The 25,088-nt window shown below is 35.1% G+C and carries 18 protein-coding genes; 5 read left to right on the forward strand and 13 right to left on the reverse strand.

Annotated features, from left to right (window positions below):
* Nucleotides 1-3 precede the first annotated feature (3 nt).
* From M9897_02845 to M9897_02860, 4 genes are all read right to left on the reverse strand, one after another.
* Nucleotides 4-939 carry a T9SS type A sorting domain-containing protein gene (locus tag M9897_02845; GenBank protein MCO5267815.1) on the reverse strand — a complete coding sequence of 312 codons (936 nt, stop codon included), beginning with the start codon at nucleotides 937-939 and terminating at the stop codon, nucleotides 4-6.
* Between the two features lie 27 nt (nucleotides 940-966).
* Complete coding sequence (locus M9897_02850) at nucleotides 967-3,462, reverse strand: S8 family serine peptidase (protein ID MCO5267816.1); 2,496 nt, start codon at nucleotides 3,460-3,462, stop codon at nucleotides 967-969.
* A gap of 153 nt (nucleotides 3,463-3,615) precedes the next feature.
* Nucleotides 3,616-4,854 carry an IS4 family transposase gene (locus tag M9897_02855; GenBank protein MCO5267817.1) on the reverse strand — a complete coding sequence of 413 codons (1,239 nt, stop codon included), beginning with the start codon at nucleotides 4,852-4,854 and terminating at the stop codon, nucleotides 3,616-3,618.
* A 104-nt stretch (nucleotides 4,855-4,958) separates the two neighbouring features.
* Nucleotides 4,959-5,843 carry a T9SS type A sorting domain-containing protein gene (locus M9897_02860; GenBank protein ID MCO5267818.1) on the reverse strand — a complete coding sequence of 295 codons (885 nt, stop codon included), beginning with the start codon at nucleotides 5,841-5,843 and terminating at the stop codon, nucleotides 4,959-4,961.
* Nucleotides 5,844-6,133: 290 nt separating this feature from the next.
* On the opposite strand from M9897_02860, the gene M9897_02865 reads away from it, so the two are divergent.
* The 5 genes from M9897_02865 to M9897_02885 all read left to right on the forward strand — a co-directional run bounded on the left by M9897_02865 (nucleotide 6,134) and on the right by M9897_02885 (nucleotide 14,744).
* Nucleotides 6,134-7,435, forward strand: coding sequence for a hypothetical protein (locus M9897_02865; GenBank protein MCO5267819.1), 1,302 nt, complete (start codon nucleotides 6,134-6,136; stop codon nucleotides 7,433-7,435).
* A 44-nt stretch (nucleotides 7,436-7,479) separates the two neighbouring features.
* A complete protein-coding gene (locus tag M9897_02870; GenBank protein MCO5267820.1) occupies nucleotides 7,480-12,726 on the forward strand; it encodes a T9SS type A sorting domain-containing protein in 5,247 nt (1,748 codons plus the stop codon).
* 95 nt (nucleotides 12,727-12,821) lie between these two features.
* The gene (locus tag M9897_02875) at nucleotides 12,822-13,406 is read left to right on the forward strand and encodes a DUF3109 family protein (protein MCO5267821.1); all 585 of its coding nucleotides are present in this window, start codon (nucleotides 12,822-12,824) and stop codon (nucleotides 13,404-13,406) included.
* The gene (locus M9897_02880; protein ID MCO5267822.1) at nucleotides 13,407-14,249 is read left to right on the forward strand and encodes a class I SAM-dependent methyltransferase; all 843 of its coding nucleotides are present in this window, start codon (nucleotides 13,407-13,409) and stop codon (nucleotides 14,247-14,249) included.
* A 36-nt stretch (nucleotides 14,250-14,285) separates the two neighbouring features.
* A complete protein-coding gene (locus M9897_02885) occupies nucleotides 14,286-14,744 on the forward strand; it encodes a YbjN domain-containing protein (protein ID MCO5267823.1) in 459 nt (152 codons plus the stop codon).
* Between the two features lie 4 nt (nucleotides 14,745-14,748).
* Here M9897_02885 and mgtE read toward each other — a convergent pair whose 3' ends face one another.
* The 9 genes from mgtE to M9897_02930 form a co-directional block, all read right to left on the reverse strand.
* Nucleotides 14,749-16,089 carry a magnesium transporter gene (mgtE, locus tag M9897_02890; GenBank protein MCO5267824.1) on the reverse strand — a complete coding sequence of 447 codons (1,341 nt, stop codon included), beginning with the start codon at nucleotides 16,087-16,089 and terminating at the stop codon, nucleotides 14,749-14,751.
* Nucleotides 16,090-16,171: 82 nt separating this feature from the next.
* Entirely contained in the window at nucleotides 16,172-17,125 is a 954-nt protein-coding gene (locus M9897_02895) for a hypothetical protein (protein ID MCO5267825.1), read from the reverse strand.
* Between the two features lie 21 nt (nucleotides 17,126-17,146).
* Nucleotides 17,147-17,596 carry a GatB/YqeY domain-containing protein gene (locus M9897_02900; protein MCO5267826.1) on the reverse strand — a complete coding sequence of 150 codons (450 nt, stop codon included), beginning with the start codon at nucleotides 17,594-17,596 and terminating at the stop codon, nucleotides 17,147-17,149.
* 18 nt (nucleotides 17,597-17,614) lie between these two features.
* Nucleotides 17,615-19,339, reverse strand: coding sequence for a cell division protein FtsZ (ftsZ, locus tag M9897_02905; protein MCO5267827.1), 1,725 nt, complete (start codon nucleotides 19,337-19,339; stop codon nucleotides 17,615-17,617).
* A 23-nt stretch (nucleotides 19,340-19,362) separates the two neighbouring features.
* Nucleotides 19,363-20,637, reverse strand: coding sequence for a cell division protein FtsA (gene ftsA, locus M9897_02910; GenBank protein ID MCO5267828.1), 1,275 nt, complete (start codon nucleotides 20,635-20,637; stop codon nucleotides 19,363-19,365).
* A gap of 1 nt (nucleotide 20,638) precedes the next feature.
* On the reverse strand, nucleotides 20,639-21,436 hold the full coding sequence (locus M9897_02915) for a hypothetical protein (protein ID MCO5267829.1): 798 nt from the start codon (nucleotides 21,434-21,436) through the stop codon (nucleotides 20,639-20,641).
* A complete protein-coding gene (murC, locus tag M9897_02920; GenBank protein ID MCO5267830.1) occupies nucleotides 21,433-22,794 on the reverse strand; it encodes a UDP-N-acetylmuramate--L-alanine ligase in 1,362 nt (453 codons plus the stop codon). The genes M9897_02915 and murC overlap by 4 nt, the downstream gene beginning before the upstream one ends.
* Nucleotides 22,791-23,891 (reverse strand): undecaprenyldiphospho-muramoylpentapeptide beta-N-acetylglucosaminyltransferase, encoded by a 1,101-nt coding sequence (gene murG / locus M9897_02925; protein ID MCO5267831.1) that lies wholly within the window; start codon nucleotides 23,889-23,891, stop codon nucleotides 22,791-22,793. The genes murC and murG overlap by 4 nt, the downstream gene beginning before the upstream one ends.
* A 3-nt stretch (nucleotides 23,892-23,894) precedes the next feature.
* Nucleotides 23,895-25,067: an FtsW/RodA/SpoVE family cell cycle protein gene (locus M9897_02930; GenBank protein MCO5267832.1), complete on the reverse strand. Its 1,173-nt coding sequence runs from the start codon at nucleotides 25,065-25,067 to the stop codon at nucleotides 23,895-23,897.
* Between the last annotated feature and the right edge of the window lie 21 nt (nucleotides 25,068-25,088).

The following is a 25,088-nucleotide window of genomic DNA, read 5'->3' on the forward strand; positions in this document are numbered from 1 at the left end:
ACATCATTCTCTTTCAACCACCAACTTTCTGCTCACCTTCAACTCTCCGTTGTTATAAATGGCAATAATATACACCCCCTGTTTGAATCCTCTAGTGTCTATCACCTCTTCACCTTGATTGGATGAAAGTTTACCTTGTAGTTGCTCCCTACCACTTAAATCCACTACGCTATATCCAGCATCTTTTAAGTTGTCGTAGATATCCCACGATATACTTGTGTAGGAACTTGCTGGATTAGGATAAACTTTTACATTATACAAGATGTTGTTTAATTCTGCTGTGTTTGACGTAAATGATGTAGGTTTTTGTTGTGACGTGTTTGGTAAGAGATTCTTCTCATAGCAGATGCCGTAGAAGAAACAGAGAATGTTTTGAGCATAACCTGCCACTCTTCCTTCCTCGCCTGCTAGAATTTGTAGATAATCAATTTCGGAAACGGTGAGTTGTGCTAGATTTCTGCTGCCAAGGCTTGCTCTAAAGGTGATGTAATTATCCATCTGATTGATAAATGAAGTATTATCTTTCCATCTTTTATCTGTTTTTACAGTTTGTAAGACAGAGTCTGCCTTTTCGAATTCCAGATTTTCAATAAAGAAGTCCATAAGTGCTGTCTTTTGTGATAAATTGTTTCCCATTGAAGCTGTTTCCAAACGTTCCTGATAACTGTATGTTTCTGCTAAGTTTCGAATGTTTTTTACAAAATTTCTCGTACTTACCAATTGAGTATAAATGGAGGCTATTTGGCCTTCTAGTTGGGTGCGTAGAGTGAGTGCATCATAGTTATTCCTTACATAATCTTTCATATAAGCAGGAAATGTATTATGTGTAGATTCATCAAGTTCTTGTAAGAATCGTTCGCCTTTTGTAGCATCTGGATTGGCAAGTAATATTTCCAGTAGCATGCCATTGGGAAGAACTCCGAGTGAAGCTGCATCCAATAACGCTTCCCTAGAAAGATAAGGCGATTATTCCAGTAAATTTCCTCGCAATGTCCAAGCATCCGAAGACCAATAATTTTCGATATACTCTTTTAATTCTTCTGTGTTACCATCGTCAATAAGCGTATGTAACGTATAATTCAAGTTATTGTATGCTAAGGTGTAGTTCTCCAAGGCACTTGCTAAACTGTCTAAACCATTACCGGAAGATTTCATACCCACACTTCCTCCAAAACTGGTGAGGCAAGTGTGTGCAAACGTAGCTTCTTCCACTGTAATTGGCCCTGAATTATTAATAGGTTCTGCATTTGCTCCTTTATAAAAATACCGAATTGCACTTGTATAATTCTCAATATCCATCGTGTTATTGATAAAAGTGTTACCCGCTGAACTCGTAATGTACAAAGGATAGTAAAGACTAACGAAATCTCCCTGATTGTAACGTATGCCGTCATCATTTTGTGTGGTAAATCCGATATATATTGCTTTTCCGTTCTCTTCAAAATTGTTACACAGAAATTGAAGTCCTTTACTATAACCTGTATTATGGTTTACGCCTGTAGCTAAATTTCCATATTCATAGCCGTTTATGCTGTTTTTATATACACGGTTATCGTCCTCTCCACTGTTGCTAATAAAAATTCCAAAATCCACAGGATTAGAAAAATTAGTGGTAAGTGTATTCTCTTCCACGATATACCCGGTAGAAGCATCGATAACAATTCCTGCACCTGTGTTTGAGCCAGTAAGCGTATATCCTGCATCAGCTACTTCAATTTCATTACGGTTAATAGACACATTGTCCATTTCCTCTATCAATATATTCCACAAATTATCGGAAAACTCAGATTGCTCCACCCTAACCGTGTAAGATGTACTTGCTCCGGAAGCCTCCATTGCCATATTAAATCCCGAAAAACTGGATTTTAGTAAATCCTCACTTGGGCAAGGCTGCCCCACTGGCAAAAAAGGGTAATCACATCCTGCTTCTACTTTATATCCTGCGTTAATACTATAAATCCCTCTCATTGGAGCTGTGCTATTGTCTTTGTCTGTGGTGACATTATTTGCAAAATGGCAATTCATAAAACTAATACCATCAACATCCCACATAGTGACATGAGCATCTCTTTGTGGAAAGCCTTCTATATAATCATTATCCGAAAAGAACTCTGTATTTCTAAAAAAGGAATGATTACCTACTTTTATATAAGATTTGGAGGGAGCAAAGTTTTGGTAAGTTGCAAAACCTACATCCACTCGGTTATTTCTAAAGATAGCATCTGTAGCTTGAATAACACCGCCAATTGCATCATAATCATTTGACTTCCAATTAGTAGCTCCCGCGTGCGCATTTTCGATAGTCCCACCATTTCTAACAATTAATATGCCTTGATAGGTTGGCGATCCTTGTGGGTATTGGTTTTTGGTAGATGTACCCCAGACTTCAATGCCTTGCCAGTAGGAGTTATACTCATTCGTTAATGTTCCACCATCAATAATTAATTTTCCTCCTTGTTTAATAATTACTTTGCTGTCTGCTGAAAACCGAACTGTTCCCGTTATCGTCAAAGTCGCTCCTTGTTCTATAATTAATGTGTCATTAATAAATTTATCTCCTGCCCATGAGGTATTGGCTGTTATTGGTGTAACCTTTCCATAAGTAGTTGCCATTAAAACAGCTTTGTATGCATTGATTCTTCCTGTTCCCACCATTCCTGGATAATTTGCTGCATCTGATATTGGGTCTGTTGTATTTTTAAGGATGTACTCAATATCTTGAGGCATCAAACATTGATTAATTGAATAAATTAAAGCTGCCGTTCCTGCAACAATGGGTGTGGCAAACGATGTTCCACCACTACTTCCATAATAAGGCCAAGGTCTATTACCACAATCTGTGAAAGTAGCCCCCATTATACCGTGCTCTGGCGAACAAATATCCACCATAGGATAATGAGAATGAGTGATCTCTTGATTATCAGGATTAAATGTTTGATGTTTATCTTCATCATTCGTACTCGAAACTATAATGACTCTACTATCATAATATGGGGATAGTGGGAAAAAAGCTGTGTGATTATTTGGATCTATAGAAGCACAAAAATTGTGAGTTTCATTTTGCCCATTACCTGCGGGCATTATTATTGTTGTTCCATTATCCAATATTTCTTTAACAACAGCCTCTTCGATACCAGTTAAATCAGGACAAGAACTCCAACCACCTGCTGATGAAGTAATAATATTTGCTTTCATAACCTTTGAAGCGTGATATGCACGTTGCAAATAATTACCTGCCAATGCTTTATATCCAATCATTTTAGTGTTAAACCCAATAGATGACAATTGACCATTACTAGTTCCTCCTTGTTCTGTCGTTTCACCTGCAACCAAACTAGCTACTATTGTCCCATGTCTTGCATCATAGGATGTATCTTGTGTTAAAGGATTAATTCTTATATACCCGTAAGAAGCAAAATAACAATCAAAAATTTCATTATCATAAGGATCATAGTTTAGAATAAATTCATTTGTTAAATCAGGATGAGTTAAATCAAAATATGTATCAATGACTTCACATTCATCCGAAAGTTTTTTAAAATTTGATACAAAACATCCTGTATCGTCCTATTTGTAATAGTCAATAATCATAATGTGAGAAAAAAAGTCAAACAGTTAAAACATTTGGAGTTGTACCGTTGTCCACAAATCATCTTCTGGAGGAGGTTTCTCTGCTTTTTGGACAATCGGTCGGATAGTATTTATAACATAATCTAAGGAAAGATAGAATGGCAGACAAATTCTTATTTTTTCTACAAAGTTTGAAAAAGCCGTTTTCCCTGACACCCCAACTCTTCGTAAAAGTTCAAGTAGTAAATAGGTAATTAATGCAATAAATATTTGTGATTTTACTGCATTTTCAGAAGTTCCTATAAAAGTTTTGACATTGAGATTTTGTTTTAAAAGCTTGAAGAAAGTTTCTATATCCCAACGCCTTCTGTATAGTTCTGCAATTGTTGAAGCTTTCCAAGAAAGATTATTAGTTATAATTTCTATCGTTGTATTTTTCTCTTCATGGTAGGCTACAACCTTTCTGAATTTCATTTGATTTATCCCAACTTCTTTTGCTTTTTGTCCTGTCAAATAAATAATCTCGTCTATTAAAATATGTTGATCCTCATTTTCTGGAAGATCTAATTCTTCAGCTACTTCATAAACAGTGTTTTCTTTTATTCTTGTAACAAAAACATTTTGGGACAACACCCTAGCTTTAATGATGTTAAAATCCCAATATCCTTTATCTTCAACAATAATCGTATCCTTTGGGAAAACAATTTCTTCAAATCCTTTTCTGTCATGAATAGATGCATTAGTGATATTCACAAGGTTAGGCATCATCATCGCCTCATCCCATTGCGTATGGATTTTAATTCCTCCTTTTGCTGTCCGAAACTTTGCCCAATCAAAAAGCCCTAGACACACGCTAACTGTACTGCTATCACGAAGAAGAATAGTTTGATTTTTAACTTCTTCTACTACTTTTCGATGAGTATGTCTTTTCAATAAATTACCGTAGTAGCTTAACAAACTCATATACAGACTCTCAAAGACTTTGTGGCTACGTTTTTTATTCCCATCACTCATCGTTGATTTTGCAGGACTTTGTTTTAAGTCTAAGTCCCGAATAAAGGTTTTCGACACACCAATACCAACAGAAATATCCTCTAAAGTACTACATCGAGACAGCTGTCCGAACAAATTTGCAACAAGTTGGTCATAAGTCTTGTATTTATGGCATCCCTTGTCAGAATTATGCTGTTGAATAACTCTTGCTAATAAATGTTGAGGAATTAAGTCAATAATTTGACGAATTACAGGCTTATTGTTATTTTTGTTCCTACGAAACAGTCCCATTTCATTTGAATTTTGTCGTGATTTTCAAATTTAAGAAGACTGTTTCGGTTTTTTAATTTTTAATATGATTTTCTGAAAAAGTTTCGGATAGTTATGCAATGACTTCATAATCTTATAACTTTTTTTACGATTAATAACTGGCTTTCAGTATTTGAAAGTGTTAAAAAATAGATTCCTCTACTGAGAAGAGTAACATCTACCTGAGCATGGGTTCTGAATTTACCTGAAATTAACATTTCTCCCTTTATGCTTGTTATATAGTAGTGAATCACATCGCTATTATATATATTTGAAATATTTAACATTTGTTCACTGGTTGGATTTGGGTAGATATTAATGTTATGATCTTCTAAAGATTCTAAGCCAACAGTGGTGCACAATCCTGTAAAATCCTGAAAATAGTTAAGACTATCTGATTTTACATGTTTGACAAGAGTTTTATTTTTTGTATTATAAGTATAATCAAATCCAAAATTTGTACCTATACCCTCAATAAATGTCAAGTGTTCATGAGTAAAATCATTTATTAAGTTTCCGAATCGAATATGCTTTTTATTATTTTGGTAAAAGATGCTATCAACAACCACGTTAAAAGTATCAATAATTTGCTCATTTTGAATAGATCTTATAGGAATCGGGAAGGCGTCTCCTAAATTTAAGGATAAATCCATAATCAGCGTTTCTTCATTTACATTTCCATTATAAGGGGGAATAGAGGCAAAAAACCATAATCTTCCATTAGTAGTATCTTCTCTAATAAAATTTGTATGATTATTGAAATCTGAAAAATTATTTAATACATGATATTGGTTGCCATTTATGTTCGTATCATTTATATAAACGATACTATCTATTTGGCAATTGATAAACTCAGGTGTTAACATTACTTTCAATTCAATCCAATGAGAAGATGGTTTTAGAACAGGTTCATACTGTGCAAAACTAACTCCTAAGAAGAGTAGAAATACTAAGAGGAGTGATTTTTTCATAATAGTTATTTTTAATGATTGCCTTACTAATTTACGATAATATATTCAAATAAAAAAATATATTTTGGGGTTTAGGAGTAAGCTATCGTTATAAAGGTTGAATACCGATAGCTGTCGATGGGATAGTTTGGTATTTCTTTGTTATTTTCAAATACTCATTCCATAATTCATTGATATATAGTGATATTTTGTTAATAAAATAGTTAAAATACGGCATATTACGTATTTTTTGTAAAAATCACATTCACTACTTTTGTTCAATTATATAACCTATTAAAATTGATAAATTTATGAAAACAAAAAAACTAATCGTAGGAATTTTTTCTACTATCATGATGGCGTTTAATGTGAACGCTGCAGACTTATGTGTAAGTGAATCTGGTTCAGGAGGATGTTACTCTTCAATCTCGGATGCCATAGCTGCTGCTGCAGATGGAGATAGAATATTAATTCAACCTAAAACTGGAGGGGCTTCCTATACAGAAAATTTCATCATTAATAAATCTGTTCAATTATTGTCTAATACAGAAGGAGTTATGTGGGTAATGACAGGGAATATTACTGTTACGCCTGCAATAGGAAGAAAAATTTCTATCTTACACATGAAAAACAATACTGGGTATATTGCCGCAACTGGAGCTAGTCCTGCAGGAGCGCGTTGTGAAGTCAATATTATGAATTGTGAGTTATTGGGTGGATATATTAATTTCAACTACGATTATTTTAATGCAAATATTATTTCTAATATAATTAATAAGGGATATATAGCCATCCGATTTGGAAATGTGATCGGGAATGAAATTAAAAACACAACTGCTGGTCAAGGATTAAGTAATGGTAGTGGTTATTATCTAAGTTGTATTACTGTTAATACTGATGGACTGGTATCGAATGATACACTTAACATTGTGGGGAATATGATGACAATTGATGCAGGAAATTACCCAAATTTTATCTATTGGAATAATTCTTCCCAATTTTTTAATATTATGAATAATTATGGATACAATTCATCATCTCCATCAAATTATGATACTTACTATTTGACTATTGCTGCCGCTAAAAACTCTGCTTTAACAACTAATAAGATTATTAATAATACGATTTACACTAGGATGTATTATGCAAATAGAGCACGTGGTATTTATTTTCCATTTAATAATTCAAGTTACCCAAATAGTAAATTTGATGTGCTAAATAATTTGTTACTAGGAGATGTGTCAAGTACAGTAATGATTTCGGATAATACCGGAACTAATACAATCTCCTGCTCCTATAATTATTTGAACAATGGAAGTGTAATTTATGGTATAACAGATGATGGCACTAATAATGCCAACTCAAATACAACAATCAATACAACTACTGGTAAAATGAATATTGGTTCTGATGGTTTTAATGCAGGATATCCAGATTTTACTTATTATGATATAGATTTAACTCAGAATGATGTGGGTTGTTATGGAGGTTCATTTACGTTAGATAACTTTTTCCCAATTACAGGTGCAGCTCGTGTATTCTTTGTAAATGCTCCAAGAACTATTCTGCAAAGTGGAACCTTAAACATCAAAGCAAATTCGTTTGACAGATAGTATTCAAAAGAAAATTGAGAATTAATAAACTAAATCTTTTGAATATGAAACGATTGTTTAATCCATACTTTCTGCTGATGGTGCTATTTGTTATGGCTACCAGCTACGGATTTTCTCAGCGAAAACTCGTGGAAGCAGAGTATTTTATCGATGCTGACCCAGGTGAAGGGAGTGGTATTTCGGTAATAGCAAGTGATGGAAATATAGACAATGCAGTTGAATCATTATTTAAAAATGGGATTTCTGTTGGAGCGGTCGGCTTACACACGTTTAACATTCGTGTAAAAGATGACCAAGGCGATTGGGGGCCTATTTTTAAGACTGTATTTTATGCAGCGTCTACACTTACTAAACGTAATATCAAAGTCTCTCAGGCAGAATTGTTCTGGGATGCCGATCCAGGAGAAGGAAATGGTACAACTGTACTGGCTTTCGATGGGAATTTTAGTGATGCCGTCGAAGTACTTGCAGCTACTATTTATACACTTCCTTCAGTTGGAGTTCACACCATGAATATCCGTGTAAAGGATGTGCAAGGAACTTGGGGACCAATATTTACTTCAGTCATAAATATTACCAATTCCATGGTAATACGAACTCCTAAAATAACTGTTGCTGAAATGTTCTTTGATAGTGACCCAGGAGAGGGGAATGGTACTACAGTATTGGCTTATGATGGAAATTTCAACAATGCTATCGAAGCCTTAACTTCTACTATATTCACACTTCCAACAGTTGGTGTACACTCTATGGGTATCCGTGTGAAAGATGCGCAAGGAATCTGGGGTCCTGTTTTTACCACAGTGTTAAATATTACGAGTCCGCTTGTGAAACGTAATCCAAAAGTAACATTAGCTGAGTTATATTGGGATACTGATCCAGGAGAGGGTAGTGGTACTCCATTATTAGCTTTTGATGGTAATTTCAATGACGCTATTGAGGCCTTGACTGTATCTAACCTGACTATTCCAGGAACAGGTATTCATACATTGAATGTTCGTGTGAGTGACGGTAGTAATTGGGGTCCTGTTTTTACCACATTGATGAATATTACATCTCCTTTGGTATTGAGAGACATAAAAATTACTGCCGGCGAATATTTTTGGGATACAGACCCAGGACAAGGTAATGGTTCACCGTTGTTAGCTTTTGATGGGAATTTCAATGATGCAATTGAATCATTGTCAGAATCAGGAGGAAGCTTACCTGCTTATGGTGTTCATTTATTTAATGTTCGTGTCAAGGATGCTCAAAATAATTGGGGCCCTGTTTTTAAAACGATTATTGATATAACTACGCCATTGGCTTTACGTGGAATTAAAGTGAAGAAAGCAGAGTTCTTCTTTGATAATGATCCAGGACAAGGTAACGGAAATCCTTTATTGGCATTTGATGGTAATTTTGATAATGTCATTGAAGACCTTCATCAGTCATGGGCATATATCCCTGATACAGGCTTACATGTTTTAAATGTGCGTGTAGAAGACTTTAATGGGAATTGGGGACCTACCTTTAAAACAGTAGTTAAAGTAGAGCCATGTTTAGCACATCCAACTATTGCGATTACACCTAGTTCCACTCAGTTAATTTGTCCGGGTGATGAGGTGAATTTCTCAGCAGATGCTGGATTTTCGTCTTATACTTGGTTTAAGGGTGGAACAATAGTAGGAACAGGTCAGACATTTGATGCTGATACTTCTGGTTTCTATCGTGTTTACGCTGTGGATAATGACGGTTGTGGTGTATTCTCAGACTTTACTGAGGTAAAGATTAGCTATTATGATGCTTCAATTACGGCAAATGGTCCAACTACTTTCTGTCAAGGAGGTAATGTTGTGTTAACTGCTGCAAGTGGTGCTACTTCCTATTTATGGAACACAGGTGCTACTACTCAAGGTATTAATGTAGCTTCCTCAGGAACGTATGTAGTAACTGTTTCAAATGGAAATTGCTTAGGTACAGATACGGTTAATGTAGTAGTAAATCCTAATCCAAGTACTCCTGTGATTACGGCTAATGGAGCTACTTCATTTTGTGCTGGAGGTGACGTAGATTTGACTTGTATTACACCAGCAGCTGCTTATTCTTGGAGTACCAATGAATATACACAGACTATTACTGCTAGTAGTCAAGGTACATATACAGTTACCATATTTGATGCAAATAATTGTAAGAGCACTTCTAGTATCAATGTTTCTATATTCCCTAACCCAATTTCAAGTGTTAGTGGTAACGTGAATATTTGTCAGGGAGATGATGCGCAATTATTTGTAAATGGTGGTTCTTCTTATGTATGGTCGCCTGCAGTTGGTTTAAGTGATCCAACTATTTCAAATCCAATTGCTAATCCTTCTTCTTCTACACAATACAAAGTTGTGGTAACTGGAATAGGAGGATGTGTAGATTCGGCTACTGTAAATGTATTTGTGAATCCAGCTCCAATAGTGACAGCCTCTGTAAGTGCAACTACTTTATGTACAACAGAGTCTCTTCAACTATCTGCCTCTCCTAACGGAGCGACATCTTATGTGTGGACTGGCCCAGGAGGATATTACAGTACGAGTCAGAATCCAATGATTCCTTCAGTAAATAGTTCACATAATGGAACGTTTTCGGTTACAGCTTACTATCCTTCTGGTTGTTATACAACTGGTTCAGTAAGTGTAACGGTAAATCCAGGACCAACAGCGTATGTTTCGGCTAACAAAACCGACTTCTGTGTGGGTGAGGATTTGAATCTTTCAGTGCTACCTAATGGAATGACTTATTCTTGGGTAGGACCAAATGGATTTATGAGTACAGATCAAAATCCAAGTATCACTGGTCTAGATGGTTCAAATGATGGAGCGTATGTCGTAACAGTTGATAATGGATTGTGTAGTTCTACTGCAACTATTCAAATCAATGTGGCAGGTTCAATATCAGTTAATGCGAGTTCCAATCTAACTACTTTATGTACAGGAAATACTTTACACTTAACTGCTTCTGCAAGTGGTGCAACAGTATTTAGTTGGACAGGTCCGAATGGATTTACAAGCTCTCAACAGAACCCTAGTTTTGTTACGAGTTCTGCGAGTCAAAGCGGTATTTATACTGTAGTAGCTTCCAATACTGCCGGATGTTCTGTATCTAGTAGTGTAAATGTAACGGTGAATCCTTCACCAACTGCATTTGCTTCTATTGGTAGTCCAACAATCTGCTCAGGAGAAGATATTGAATTATTTGCTTTGCCAAATGGTTTGAGTTATGCTTGGACAGGTCCGAATGGATTTACGAGTACAGATCAAAATCCAGTTATCCTAAATGCTACAGGAGCTAATCAAGGTTCTTATACATTGGTAGTGGATAATGGTTCTTGTAATGCTATTAGTTCAGTTTCCGTAATTGTAAACACATCACCAACCATTACTGCAGGTGTTAATTCATCAAATGTATGTGAGGGAAGTGTGTTAAGCTTTACAGCAACTCCTAGTGGGGGTACATCTTACTTATGGACAGGTCCAAATGGATTTAATAGTTCTAATCAAAATCCGATTATTAATGCAACAAATGCAAATCATAGCGGAAAATATGTGGTAACTGTTGAAAATTCATTTGGTTGTAAGGCAAAAGACTCTGTTACTGTAACAGTACATAATGCTATAGCTCCATCTATCTCAGCTAATTTCACAGATATCTGTGAAGGACAAACTTTAAGTTTAGTTGGATTGCCAAGTGGTATGTCATCTTATAGTTGGGTAGGTCCAAATGGTTATACAAGCAGTAGTCCTGCACCAAATATTACAGGAATTTTACCAACACAACAAGGTAAATATTTTGTAACCATGACTAATGGTATTTGTACTGCAACAGATTCTATCCAGATTACAGTAAAAGCAACACCAACTATTTTTGCGACGGCAAATGATAATACGCTTTGTGAAGGAAGTGTATTGATTTTATCCGCTACAACGAATAGTGGAACTAGCTTTAGTTGGACAGGACCAAATAGTTTTGCTAGTTTGGATCAATATCCAAGTTTTGCTTCTGTTTCTATGGCAAATGCAGGTACTTATTCTGTTACAACGACACACCCAAATGGGTGTCAGGCAACAGATGATATTACCATTATCATTAGTCCAGTACCAAATGTTTCAATTTGGGCAAATAGCTTGACACTTTGTGAAGATGAGACATTGAAATTGTATTCTGGACCAGATAGCATGTATTCGTATGATTGGACAGGACCAGATGGATACAATATATCTACTCAAAATCCACAGTTGTCTAGCCTACAGTTTGCGCATCAAGGTATGTATGTAGTAACAGTTAGTGATAGTATTTGTAGTGCTTCAGATTCTCTTTATGTGACAATTAAGTCACTACCAGAGATTCATGCAACAGCGAATAACACTTTGTTATGTGAAGGAAGTGTATTGAATTTAAGTGCCAGTCCATCTGGAGCAGTTAGCTATGAATGGAATGGACCAAATGCATTTAACGCAAATACACAAAACACTACATTAACAGCAGTGATACCAACAAATAGTGGTGATTATATTGTTACAGCATATAATTCAGATGGTTGTTATAACAGTGACACCATTGCTATTTCTGTGGTAAATGGAATTCAAGCAATTATCTCAACTGACGCTTCCGTTTGTGAAAAAACAGACATTGAATTGTTTGGTTTACCGAATGGTATGGTGAGTTACCAATGGTCAGGTCCGGATGGATTTACTAGTTCAGACCAAGACCCGATAATAGCTGCTGTAGGAATGGCTGCAAATGGTATATACTCTTTGACAGTGTCTTCAGACGTATGTAGTTCTACAACAAACTATACCGTTACAGTGAAGCCAGCACCAAATACATCTGTCACTCAGATTGGTTCAGTATTAAATGCAGATTTAAATAATGCTAATTATCAATGGGTAAGCTGTGATAATGCATTTGAATCAATTGTTGGCGCAACAAGTCAAACATATACAGCAACTGAGAATGCAGATTTTGCGGTTATAATAGTATATGACGGTTGTGTAGATACTTCTGATTGTTATTCTATTACAGGATTAGGATTAGAAGAGCTATCATTGGATGGTTGGGGTATTTATCCAAATCCAAACAATGGTACATTCTACATTACAGCCAATAAAGAAGCTGTTTTTGAATTACATGATATGAATGGCAAACTCGTAGCTGTTTACGATGCAAAAACATATCCACAAGAGGTGAAACTAGAGGTGGAACCTGGAATGTATTTTGTGCGTGAAAAAGAAAGCGGGGAAACCAAGAAAGTAATCATTAAATAGTCTTAAGTTTATCAATTAGAAAGCCGTCTCTAAAAGAGGCGGCTTTTTTAATGGTAAATCTTTTCTATCTTCTATTTCCTCCTTACCTTTGCATCATGTTAATACAAATTGGAGATAAAATAGTAACAGATGAGCTTTTCACACGAAAGTTCATGTGTGATTTGAATAAATGTAAAGGTGCTTGCTGTGTAGAAGGAGAGGATGGAGCACCGGTAACAACAGATGAAATCAAAATCATAGAAGAGCTATTACCGAAAATAAAACCCTATATGATTCCAGAAGGGATTGAGAAGGTAGAGAAAGATGGAGTGGCTCATGCTGATAAAGATGGTGATATGGTTACTAATCTCGTGAGTAATGGGGCATGTGCTTTTGTTTTTTATGATGAGAGAGGAATAGCTAAATGTGCTATTGAGAAAGCATATCGCAATGGAGATATTAATTGGAAAAAACCTATTTCATGTGAACTTTTCCCTATTCGAGCCAAGAAGTTCCCTGAATTTACTGCCTTGAATTATGAAGAAATTGACATATGTAAACCTGGCTGTATTTTGGGCGAAAAGATGAATATCCCTTTATACCAATTCTTAAAAGATGCTATCATACGTGCTTATGGAGAAGAATTCTATCAGGAGTTAGATAAAGTATTCCTAGAAATTCAAAAAGAAGAGAACGAATAAATGATTCCAAAAATTTATAGTAACAACTGGGCCGATTATGAACTGATCGATGCTGGATTTAATAAAAAACTAGAGCGTTGGGGCAAAGTAATTACCATTCGCCCTGAATTACAGGCATATTTCCCCCCAGCTTTATCTGCTAAAGAGTGGAAAGAGAAGGCTCATCTTGAATTTATTGAGAAAAGTTCAACTAATGGAGAATGGAAATTGCTCAAATCTCTACCGACAGGTGATTGGAAAATTCACTTTCAAGGATTAAGTTTTTTACTTGAACGAACAAAATTTAAACACGTTGGTCTTTTTCCGGAGCAAGCAACAAATTGGGAACTTATATCCGATTTCTTACAGCCTGGAATGAAGATGCTTAATCTTTTTGCATATACAGGAGCTGCTTCTGTTGTAGGTAGGAATACAGGAGCTGAAGTTACGCATGTAGATTCAGTTAAGCAGCTAATTACTTGGGCTAAGTATAATATGGAGGATTCAGGATTATCTGATATTCGTTGGATACATGAGGATGCTCTTAAATTTGCTCAGAAAGAAGAGAAGAGGGGAAATACCTATGATTTAATTGTTATGGATCCACCTGCTTGGGGAGTTGGAACAAAAAATGAAAAATGGAAACTCGAAGACCAATTGGAATTTTTGATTGAATCGGCAGCTATTCTTCTTAAACAAGATGGTTTGCTAATTTTAAATACCTACTCACCCAAAATTACATTAGAAGAAATTCAAGAATATGCTGAACCTTATTTTCGCAAAATTGAATTGGCAGAATTGTGGAAAAAAACTACTACGGGAAAAGAATTATTTTATGGCTTTTTGTTAAGGGCATATAAATAAAATTATATATTTACTCCACACTTTAAATTTAAAATTATGATTTTTGATACTGCTACTGCATTCCTGATTGAACAAAGTATCACTGAATTAGGGGTTGATGCAGCTTTGTGTCGGGGAGATAAAGATGGTCAGTGGACACTAACGTACAAAGGCTCTACAGTCTATATTGATTTATTTTCTTTTCCAGAAAAGCCTAATCAATTTTATTTCCAAGTAATGAGTCCATTGATGAAAGTTCCCGATAGAAATAAAGAAGCAATTTATTTGAACCTTTTAACTATTAACTTTGAATTGTATGGTTGTTCTATTTGTGTAAAAGGAGAATGGATGTATATGATGAGTTTGCGTGAGGCTGATAATTTAGATAAGAGTGAGATTGATGCAACTATTGATCGTATAGCATTTTACTCAGCTGATTATTATAGTAAATTATTGTTCAAATACGAGGGATCTTGGGATTCTAAGCCAACGGATTCAATGCCAAATAATAATTGATTTCCTAAAAATCTAAATACCAAGAAGCGATACTAAAATATATCAGTACTCCGCTAATATCAGCAATGGTTGTAATAAGAGGCGCACTTGCTGTTGCGGGGTCTATCTTTAGTTTAGTAAAGATGAATGGTAATAAGAGTCCTACGACACTACCCATTAAGACAATTGCCAACATGGTTAAGGCAACAACTACAATTACTTCTGGTGCACGAAAACTAGCTACAAGAGAAACACCTAAAGCCATTGTTAGACCTAATATTAAAGACACTGCAAATTCTTTAGTAATTAGGCGATACCAATCACTCATTTTGACATCTCCCATTGCAAGTGAACGTATCATTAAAGTAGCTGTTTGCGATCCTGCATTTCCACCACTATCAATGAGAAGAGGTAAGAAAAATACAAGTGCTACATATTTACCTATAACGTCTTCAAAACTAGCAAGGATTCCACCAGAAAATAGATTCATGAAAACTAAAGCTATCAGCCAGAAAATACGATTTTTGTATAAATCAAAAATACGTGCAGTTAATGGATTGGAAACGGCACTTTGAAAGGCTCCAAATTTATGGAAGTCCTCAGAAGATTCTTCTTCCTGAACGTCCATAATATCGTCAAAAGTTACAATACCTAACAAAACACCTTTGTCATCCACTACTGGAAGAGCCACTCTATTACAATCTTTAAAAATTCGGATGGCAGTTTCTTGGTCTTCAGAAGCCTTTAACGAAATAAACTGATGGTTTACTAAATCGTCTATTATTTGCTCTGGCTCTGCTAGAATTAAATCTTTTATAGTAATATCATCAACTAATTTCCAGTCCTTATCAACAATATAGATTACGTTAAGTGTTTCGGAATTATGTCCGAATTTTCGTATATGTTGAAAGGTTTTTTCTACGGTGAAAGTAGGTCGTATAGCTACAAATTCTGTAGTCATCAAACGCCCAATACTGTCTTTGGGATAGCCTAATAATTGATTGGTGATATTGCGTTGTTCTTCTGATAATTGTTTGATAAGACGTTGTGCTACTTCACCTGGTAATTCTGCTAAAAATGCAGTACGGTCATCTGGGTCAATATCGTTTAATAGTTGAGCAATTTTATTGGCGTTTTCGGCTAAATCTTCGATAATTTCTTGTTGTCCTTCAAGTGAAAGAAGTTTAAACACTTCGCGAGTTTGATCATTGTTTAACAATCGGAAGAGAATGATTTTATCTCTTCTTGAAATTTCTTCAAAAAGTTCAAATACAGAATATGGCTCAAGGTTTTCAACTTCTTGCTTGAGTTTTTTCCATTCTTGATTTTCAATCATGGATAGTATCTTTTCTATCTCTTCTACCATAATTGGTTCTTTAGTCGGCACAAAAATAAGCCGTTCAAATGAAAAGAGGATCATTTTTGATAAAAATATTTATCCTTACCCACTAATCAAAATATTTATAATCTCTTAATTTGATTACTCGAATGAAATTTGTGTTCAGATCTTGGATTAAAATATCATTGATGAAATTGCTATCATCTTTATATATTATCTGATATTGTGTTGTATATTCATTATTTCGATGTATTTCTTTTTTCAATAATTTCCCTGTGTCATCGTAAGAAAAGACATATAACAAATTATTGTTGTCGTTAAGCTTTGAAGAAATAATGAGTGTATCTAATTTCTTTTTTTCATTGTAATGATAGCTTGTCCTAGTAGTTTGAGAAGTACGTAGTAGGCGTTCCAACTTCCCTTCTAATTGATTGTCAGATGTGTAATATGATATGGTTTCTTTGTATGGTAGATTACTTTGGTTATATGTAATTTGTTTTATTTGATTATCATATTTTTCATAACTGTAGGTCTCCATAGCAATGATATCATCATCATCTAAAGAAATTTTGTCGGGTGAAAGATAGCATCTGTCATAGCTTCGTTTATAAATATAGCGAACAACTTGGTGGTCTTTGTTGTATTCGTATATGTGGAAATAGTAGCCATATTTATCTCGTACTTTGATACTTTTTAAATCACCATTCTCAGTGTATTCAAATTTCTGAATGAGTGTATCATTTTTGGTATTTTGTAAACTCTCATAGTCTGCAATTAATTGTCCTTTTTGGTTAAACTCAAAGTATTTAAAATATTCTGTATTCCGAAGTTTATCTCCTAATTTATAATTCCAAAATAAGCCTGATATGCTTTTAATTTTCATTTTTTGGATGAAGTTTTCATTGAAATATGGTTTGTCTGTGAATACTTGTCCATAGGAATTATCAATCATCTGACTATATACTTGCGTGTTTAGCAGTATGAGTAGGAAAATGCTATGGAAAAATGTTGCTGATTTCACGAATTTAGAAAGAAAAACCTCTGTAATTACAGAGGTTTCCATTTATTTGTTTGTTGTTGTTTGCTATTTATTAAGTTCTTGTTTAACTATGTCAGAGATGAGTTTCCCGTCTGCTTTTCCTGCCAATTCTTTCGTAATTTTTCCCATTACTTTTCCCATATCTTGTGGGCCTGATGCTCCTACTTCTGATATGGTTTTTTTGACAATCACCCTGATTTCATCCTCGCTCATCATTTGTGGCAAGAAGACTTCAATAATCTTGGCTTCAAAAAGTTCTGTGCTTGCTAAATCATCACGACCTTGTTGTTTATATAACTCATAAGATTCCATTCTTTGTTTATATAATCGAGCTACAATCTTATTTTCAGCAGCTTCATCAACTTCTCCGTGACCAGCAGTAGCCTCTAGTAATATTTTAGCTTTGATGTCGCGCAATGCCGTTAGCTTTTCTTTTTCTTTTGCTAACATAGCTTCTTTTATCTCTTGATTTATTTTGTCTGTTAAACTTGCCATTTTATTCCCTTATTTTATCTAATCTACGTTATCGTGCAAGAAAGAATTGGTATCTCTTAAACCTTTCTGATTTTCATTATCAGTGATCTCAAATCGAGAGATATTATTTTCTGAAGAATAAGTTTTATCTTCAATTTCAATATTCCTTCTTTTATAAGCAGGTTCTTGTTCTAATTCATTCAATCCTTCAGCACTGCTTAAATGGGAGGTGTAATTGCGAATTCTATCCATTCTTTCATTCGCACGTTTTTGCATTTCTTCTTGAGATAATTTATGAGGTTTTGAAGTGTTTTCGTCTGTTAATTCAATATTTTGGTCTTCATCTAAGAAATAACGTTTCACTTCTTCTTTCTCTTCTGTTTCTACTTCTGATTTGATTTCAAACGAAAATAATTCATTGGATTCAAATGATTCATTGGATTCTACAGACTCTGAAGAGACTTCAAAATTTTCCAAAGAATTTGCCTCAAAAATATCAGATGAGTTGGCTTCAAAGCTTGCAAATCCTTTTTGTGAATCTTCTACTTCTTCAATTGAATCTAGAGGAGATTCGTATGTTGAATTAATAGGTTTTATTTCCCAGTTAAAGCTTCCTTGCGTTGATTCATTTTCAGTTTTAGCTTCTACCTCTTCATTGGATTTAAGATAAGGCTCTTCTTCCAACATAGGGGCAACATATTCATTCTTTTTTACAGGATCCGTTAGAGGAGCGACAATTTCTTTTTTAGGAGTATCTTCCAAAACTTGCATTGTCTTTTCTGGAGCTCTTTCAAATCCTGTTACAGGAGAGTGTTTAAAACCAGTAGCAATGATCGTAACACATAAGCTTTCACCTAAAGATTCATCATATCCATGCCCCCAGATAACATCTGCTGTTGATCCTGCTTCATCTTGAATATAATCAGTGATATCAGATATTTCATCCATTAATACTTCTTGACTTCCATAAGTGATGTTAAGGAGTACATATTCGGCACCTTCTATATCATTATCATTTAAGAGTGGAGAAGCTAAAGCAGCTTGTACCGCACGGATAGCTCTGTTTTCACCCTCTGCTATTGCAGAACCCATAACAGCTACTCCACTATTTTTCATTACCGTATTGACGTCATTAAAATCTACGTTGATAGCTCCTGTTACGGAAATCACGTCAGATATTCCTTTTGCAGCAGTCGATAAAATGTTATCTGCTTGTGCAAAGGCATTACCTATGGTTAAGTTACCAGAAATCTCACGTAATCTTTCGTTGTTAATAACTACTAAGGTATCTACTGCATCTCTAATTTTTTCTAGTCCTAATTCAGCTTGTTGGCGACGTTTCTTACCTTCAAATCCAAAAGGGACTGTTACAATTCCGACAGTTAAGATACCCATCTCTCGTGCAGTTTTTGCAATAACTGGCGCTGCACCAGTACCTGTACCACCTCCTAAACCGGCAGTGACAAATACCATCTTTGTGTCATTAGATAAGATTTGTCGAATCTCTTCAATGTTTTCAATTGCTGCATTCATTCCGATTTCAGGGATAGAACCAGCTCCACGGCCTTCAGTTAGAGAGATCCCTAATTGAACTTTCAATGGAACAGGAGATGCATCTAAGGCTTGTTTGTCTGTGTTGCAAACTATAAAGTCAACACCTTTGAATCCTGATTTATACATGTGGTTAACAGCATTACTACCTCCACCACCTACACCAATAACTTTGATGATTGATGAGTAATCTTTTGGGATATCGAATTCCATATTCATTGTTTTTTGGTTGCTAATTATTGTTCTATATCTTCTTCAAACCAACTCTTTCCTTTTTCTAATAGTTTATCAAAGAAAGAGCCTTTCACTTTCTTAGAATGAGTTTTAACGGTGGTTAAAGATTTATTTTTACGTTCTTTAGTTTCAAATCCTTTTAAAACTAAACCAATCCCTGTGGCGTAAATTGGACTAGTTAATTTTTCGTTTAAAGGAGAAGGACCTAAATGTTCGTTTGGATACCCAACACGAGATCCCATTCCAGTTACATAATCAAATAATTGAGTAATGTTCTTTAATTCTGCACCACCTCCTGTGATAACAATTCCACCAATTAATTTTTTTTCATACCCTGAATTTTTGATTTCGTAGTACACATGTTCTACGATTTCTTCCATTCTAGCTTGGATAATTCCAGATAAACTTCTGATAGTTATTTCTTTTGGTTCTCTACCTCTTAATCCTGGGATACAAACAACTTCATTTGCTTGAGATTCACTGGCGATAGCACTTCCAAATTTTCTCTTTAGTGCTTCTGCTTGTCTATGAAGAATGGTACAACCTTCCTTAATGTCTTCTGTGATGATGTTTCCACCAAATGGAATTACTGCAGTATGACGGATAATCCCTTCGTGAAAAATAGCGATATCAGTTGTTCCACCGCCTATATCTACTAATACAACTCCTGCTTCTTTTTCTTCTTCTGATAAAACTGCAGCAGCACTTGCAATGGGTTCCAGAATCATCTCTTCAATCTCAATATCTGATTTATTCACACATTTTTGAATATTCTTTGCAGCTGAGATTCTTCCCGTAATGATATGAAAATTGGCTTCCAACCTTACGCCAGACATTCCAATTGGATCAATGATGCCTTGCTCACCATCCACAATATATTCTTGAGGTAATACATGAATGATTTCTTCTCCAGGTTCCATTACCAACTTATACATGTCCTCAATTAATGCATCAATATCTACTTGAGAAATTTCCTCTGTAGTTGAAGTACGGGTGTAAATACCGCGATGTTGTAGGCTTTTAATATGTTGACCTGCAATGCCAACATTTACTACTCCAATTGTCAATTCACCTTCAATATTATCTTCGGTTTGGCGTACTGCTTCTTTTATCGAAGCTACTGTTTTTTCAATGTTAGATACAACTCCTCGAGTTACACCATTTGATTCGGTGTTTCCTAAAGATAGAATCTCTATCTTTCCATGCTCATTTCTTCTTCCAACGAAACATGCAATTTTGGTTGTTCCTATATCAAGTCCTACAACTATTTCTGACATCTTATTGTTTTTTCTTTGCTACAATTTGGTTCTTAAACTTTAAATTAATCGTTTCATACTTTTCCCACCCCTCGTATGGTATCACCTTTTCGTAGAAGGTGGTTAATTTTTTAAACTTTTCTTCTACAATTTCCTCTGATTCAGCAAACCCAAAAATGATCTTTTGTAAGCCAACTCTCGGTACTAGTAGGAAACCATCTTCTTGCGAGTAATGAACCTGAACTATCTGCGCGTTATAAAAAGTATCATTGCAAACATACTTCGAAATGCGATAGATCTGATCTAGCATTAATTTAGTTTTCAAACTGTCGTTGTTAATTATTTTGGAATAACTCAAATCATTAGTAATCAGCTGATCTAAGCCTGAAAAAACTAGTATTCTAGGTTTTATGTAGGGAGATAAACGCATGAAAGTAAAATCATTATCTATATAGAAATCACTTATCTTATTACTTAGGATACGGGCTATTGGTCGTTTTGTCTTTACATCAATATACCAATCTTTAGTCAAACCTGTATATACTTGAGTTGTTAACACTTCATTTGAGTGTTTAAGGTATTTTTCAATTTCTTTAATTTTTAAATCTGATTTTTTGGTTTCATCTGTAAAGAGATTGTATTTATATAATTCTCCTAAGATTTCTGATTCGGTTATTAATGGTATCTCGTCTTGTAATTTTAGATGGATAACCGGTTTGTTCATTATCTGATTTTCTACCTCTTTATTGGCTGCAATCAAAAGATAGACTATACTTCCTATAAAAATAATAATAGCTAATATTTTTAATACTTTCTTCACGCTAATATTTTTTTAATAGGTTGGATTAATAAACTGATATCACCAGCTCCTACAGTTAAAATCACCCCTTTTTGAATTGTTTTGATAAATTCTGGAACTTCTTGCATGTTTAATACCTGTACATTTGAGGTAACCATTTTTGCTAATTCTTCACTCGTTATACCTTCAATAGGTAATTCACGTGCAGGATAAATGGGCATTAAAATTACATTTTCAGCTTCACTCAAGGCTTCTGCAAATTCATGCATAAAATCTTGTGTACGACTGTATAAATGGGGTTGAAAAATAAGATAAACTGGCCACCCTTTGTAAATAAGATGAATAGATTTTAATAAATTCTGAATGGCAGTTGGGTGATGTGCATAATCATCGATATATATCAAACCTTCTTTCTTGATATGTAATTCAAATCTACGATGTACACCTCTGAATTGATGAAGAGCTTCTCGGATATCATCAACTGTTAAGCCTATTGTATCGCATAACGCAATTACTGCTAATGCATTTTCTGCATTGTGGACACCAGGCATCCCTATGATAACATGTGGATAATTTGCTGTTGGAGTGGTTACATCCATTACAAATTCATTGTTTTCAATTCGAATATTACTTCCTCTGTAATCAATATCCGGATTCTCACCTATACCATAGGTATATGAAGGTATATCTTGACAAATAGATAAGGAAAAATGTTTGATAACAAAGCCGTCTTTATTTACAAGATGACCGTATTCATTAAATGTATCCACAAGGGCTTGTGGCTCATGGTAAATGTCTAAGTGGTCAGCTTCTGTTGATGTAATAATGGTAGAGAAGGGACTTAATTTTAAGAAACTCCGATCGTATTCGTCGGCTTCTACTACCATCCAATTGCTAGTTGGGTCGATGAGTAAATTAGAGTCAAAGTTAGAGCTTATCCCTCCAAGAAATGCGTTACACTTATAAGCGGAAGTGTGAAGTACATGTGCCAACATCGTTGAGGTGGTAGTTTTTCCATGTGTACCGGCAACAGCCAATGTTTTATATGCTTCAGTTATTCGCCCTAAAACTTCTGCTCGTTTTTGAATAGTATAATTGTGTTTTCTTAAAAACTGCAATTCACCAAGGTCAGAGGGAACTGCTGGAGTTAAAATAACTAGCGTGTTTTCAGGGGGCCCAATGAATTGAGAAATGGAATCTCCCTTGTCTGAATAATGTATATGAATACCTTCTCGAACCAGGTTTTTAGTAAGTTCTGTTTCGGTTTTGTCATAGCCGGCAACCCGATAGTGGAAGTGATTGAAATATCTGGCAAGGGCAGACATGCCAATGCCACCTATGCCAACAAAATAGATATGTGTATAATTGTCATATTTCATTTTACAATATCTTTTATCACTTCTACGATGCGTTCATCTGCGTTGTCAATGGCTTTTTTCTTAATGTTCGCTGACAAGGTTTGTTGTTGTTCTTCGTTAGAAACCAAGTCGAGTAGAGTTGGAACCAATTCTGCACGAGATGTTGTATCTTTAACAAGGATTGCTGCATTGTCGTTTACTAAAGCCATCGCATTCTTTGTTTGATGGTCTTCTGCTACATTTGGTGAAGGCACTAAAATGATTGGTTTTCCAATAATACATAATTCAGATATGGCAATTGCACCAGCACGAGATACTATAATGTCGGCAGCTGCATAGGCCATCTCCATTTCTTTGATGAATTGTGTTAGAACGATTCCTTTCATGTTTTTTCCAGCAGTTAATTTTTTCATCTCTTCAAACTGACCACTACCACATTGCCAAATGAGTTGAATATCTTTTTCTTGTAAAGTCTCTAATTGATTTACTACACTCTCATTTAACGTTCTAGCCCCCAAACTTCCTCCAACTATTAGCACGGTTTTATGGTTGGGATTTAATTGGAAAAAATCTAAACCTTTTTGCTTCAATCCTTCAATCTGCACTACTTGTTTTCGGACAGGATTTCCTGTAAGTACAATCTTTTCTTTTGGGAAAAAACGCTCTAGGTTTTCATAGGCTACACAAATCTTAGTAACTGTTTTGGAAAGAATCTTGTTGGTTTTTCCAGGAAAAGAATTTTGTTCTTGTACAATGGTTGGAATACCTAATTTACAAGCGGTACGTAATGTAGGTGCGCTAGCATATCCACCAACGCCAACAACTACATCGGGTTTAAATTCTTTTATGATTTGCTTTGCTTTGAATAGAGAGTATATCAATTTAAAAGGAAGTAGAAAATTTTTGTAAGTGAGGCGCCTTTGAAATCCACTAATCCAAAGACCTTCAATTTTATACCCGGCTTCTGGAACTTTTGTCATTTCCATTTTTCCTTTTGCACCAATAAATAAGATCTCAGCGTTAGGATTCTCTAGCTTTATTCTATTGGCAATGGAGATAGCTGGGAAAATATGCCCCCCTGTTCCTCCTCCTGATATGATAGCTCTGTTAATATTCATGATTTAATCTTGATTTTCACTTGCCATTACTTTATTTTCTTTAAGTGAATTTTTATACCCAACACTTAAAACAATTCCTAGGGAGACACAGCTCATAACCATGGCAGACCCACCCATTCCTAAAAAGGGCATATTTTGACCTGTCACTGGGATAATACCTGTACAAACAAACATGTTTGTTAGTGCCTGAGCCATGAAGATAAGTCCTATCCCAATACATATATAGGTTTCAAATAATCTCTCAGCATTTAAACCGATGCGTAAAATTCTATAGAATAAAATAAGATAGAGTAGGATGAGAGGTACTGCAAATTTGAGTCCTAATTCTTCCACAAAAGAAGAATAGTAAAAGTCTGCATAGGCCTCTGGGGTATAATATTTTAGGTCTCCATCGCCTATACCAACGCCAAAATACCCACCGTTGTGAATAGCTAACTTTGCATTGATGGCTTGCATGTTATCGATTTGGCTAATGGTATCGTCCCCGTATGCTCTAAAAACACGATTAATCCAAGTATCCAAACGAGGAAGGATATCATATTCAGGTAGAGCAAAATGAATAAGTACAAAAATGCCAAATAAACCGATGGCGCTCAAAGTAAAAGTAGATATCTTACTGAGAGGCACTTTGGCAATAAAGAATAAACACATGATTACTCCAACCAATAATCCTGCTGTTGAGAAATTATCCTTAGCAATTAGCATGCTTACAAGAATAACCGGCCATATCAAAGGCCAAAATCCATCTTTCCAAGAATCAAACTGATCTTGTTTACTTACTAGCCTGCGAGAGATATAGATTACTAGCGCAAGTTTGGCAAAATCGGAACTCTGAAAGGTAAGTCCGATGATTGGGATTCTGACCCATCGGGTGGCATCATTGACTTTTACTCCAAAGAAGAAGGTAAAAATAAGTAGCCCAATAGATATGTAAAAAATAAATTTTGATAATTTCTCTAGATAAATTGGATCTTTGGTGTGAAGCCAATACATCATGATTAATCCAATAATGATATAAGTGAGATGTTTAAATAAATAGCCCAAAGATGAACCCCCTTGTGTTTTTATCAATATAGGTACAAAGCTATAGACGGTTACAATGGATACGCCCATGAGAAGGAGAGCAATAATCCATAGCACTTTATCGCCTTTGACATATTTAAACAGGTCTTTCACTTACTTGCTTTTATGTTTTTT

It is taken from the genome of Brumimicrobium sp., from assembly GCA_023957385.1.
GTDB lineage: Bacteria > Bacteroidota > Bacteroidia > Flavobacteriales_D > Crocinitomicaceae > Brumimicrobium.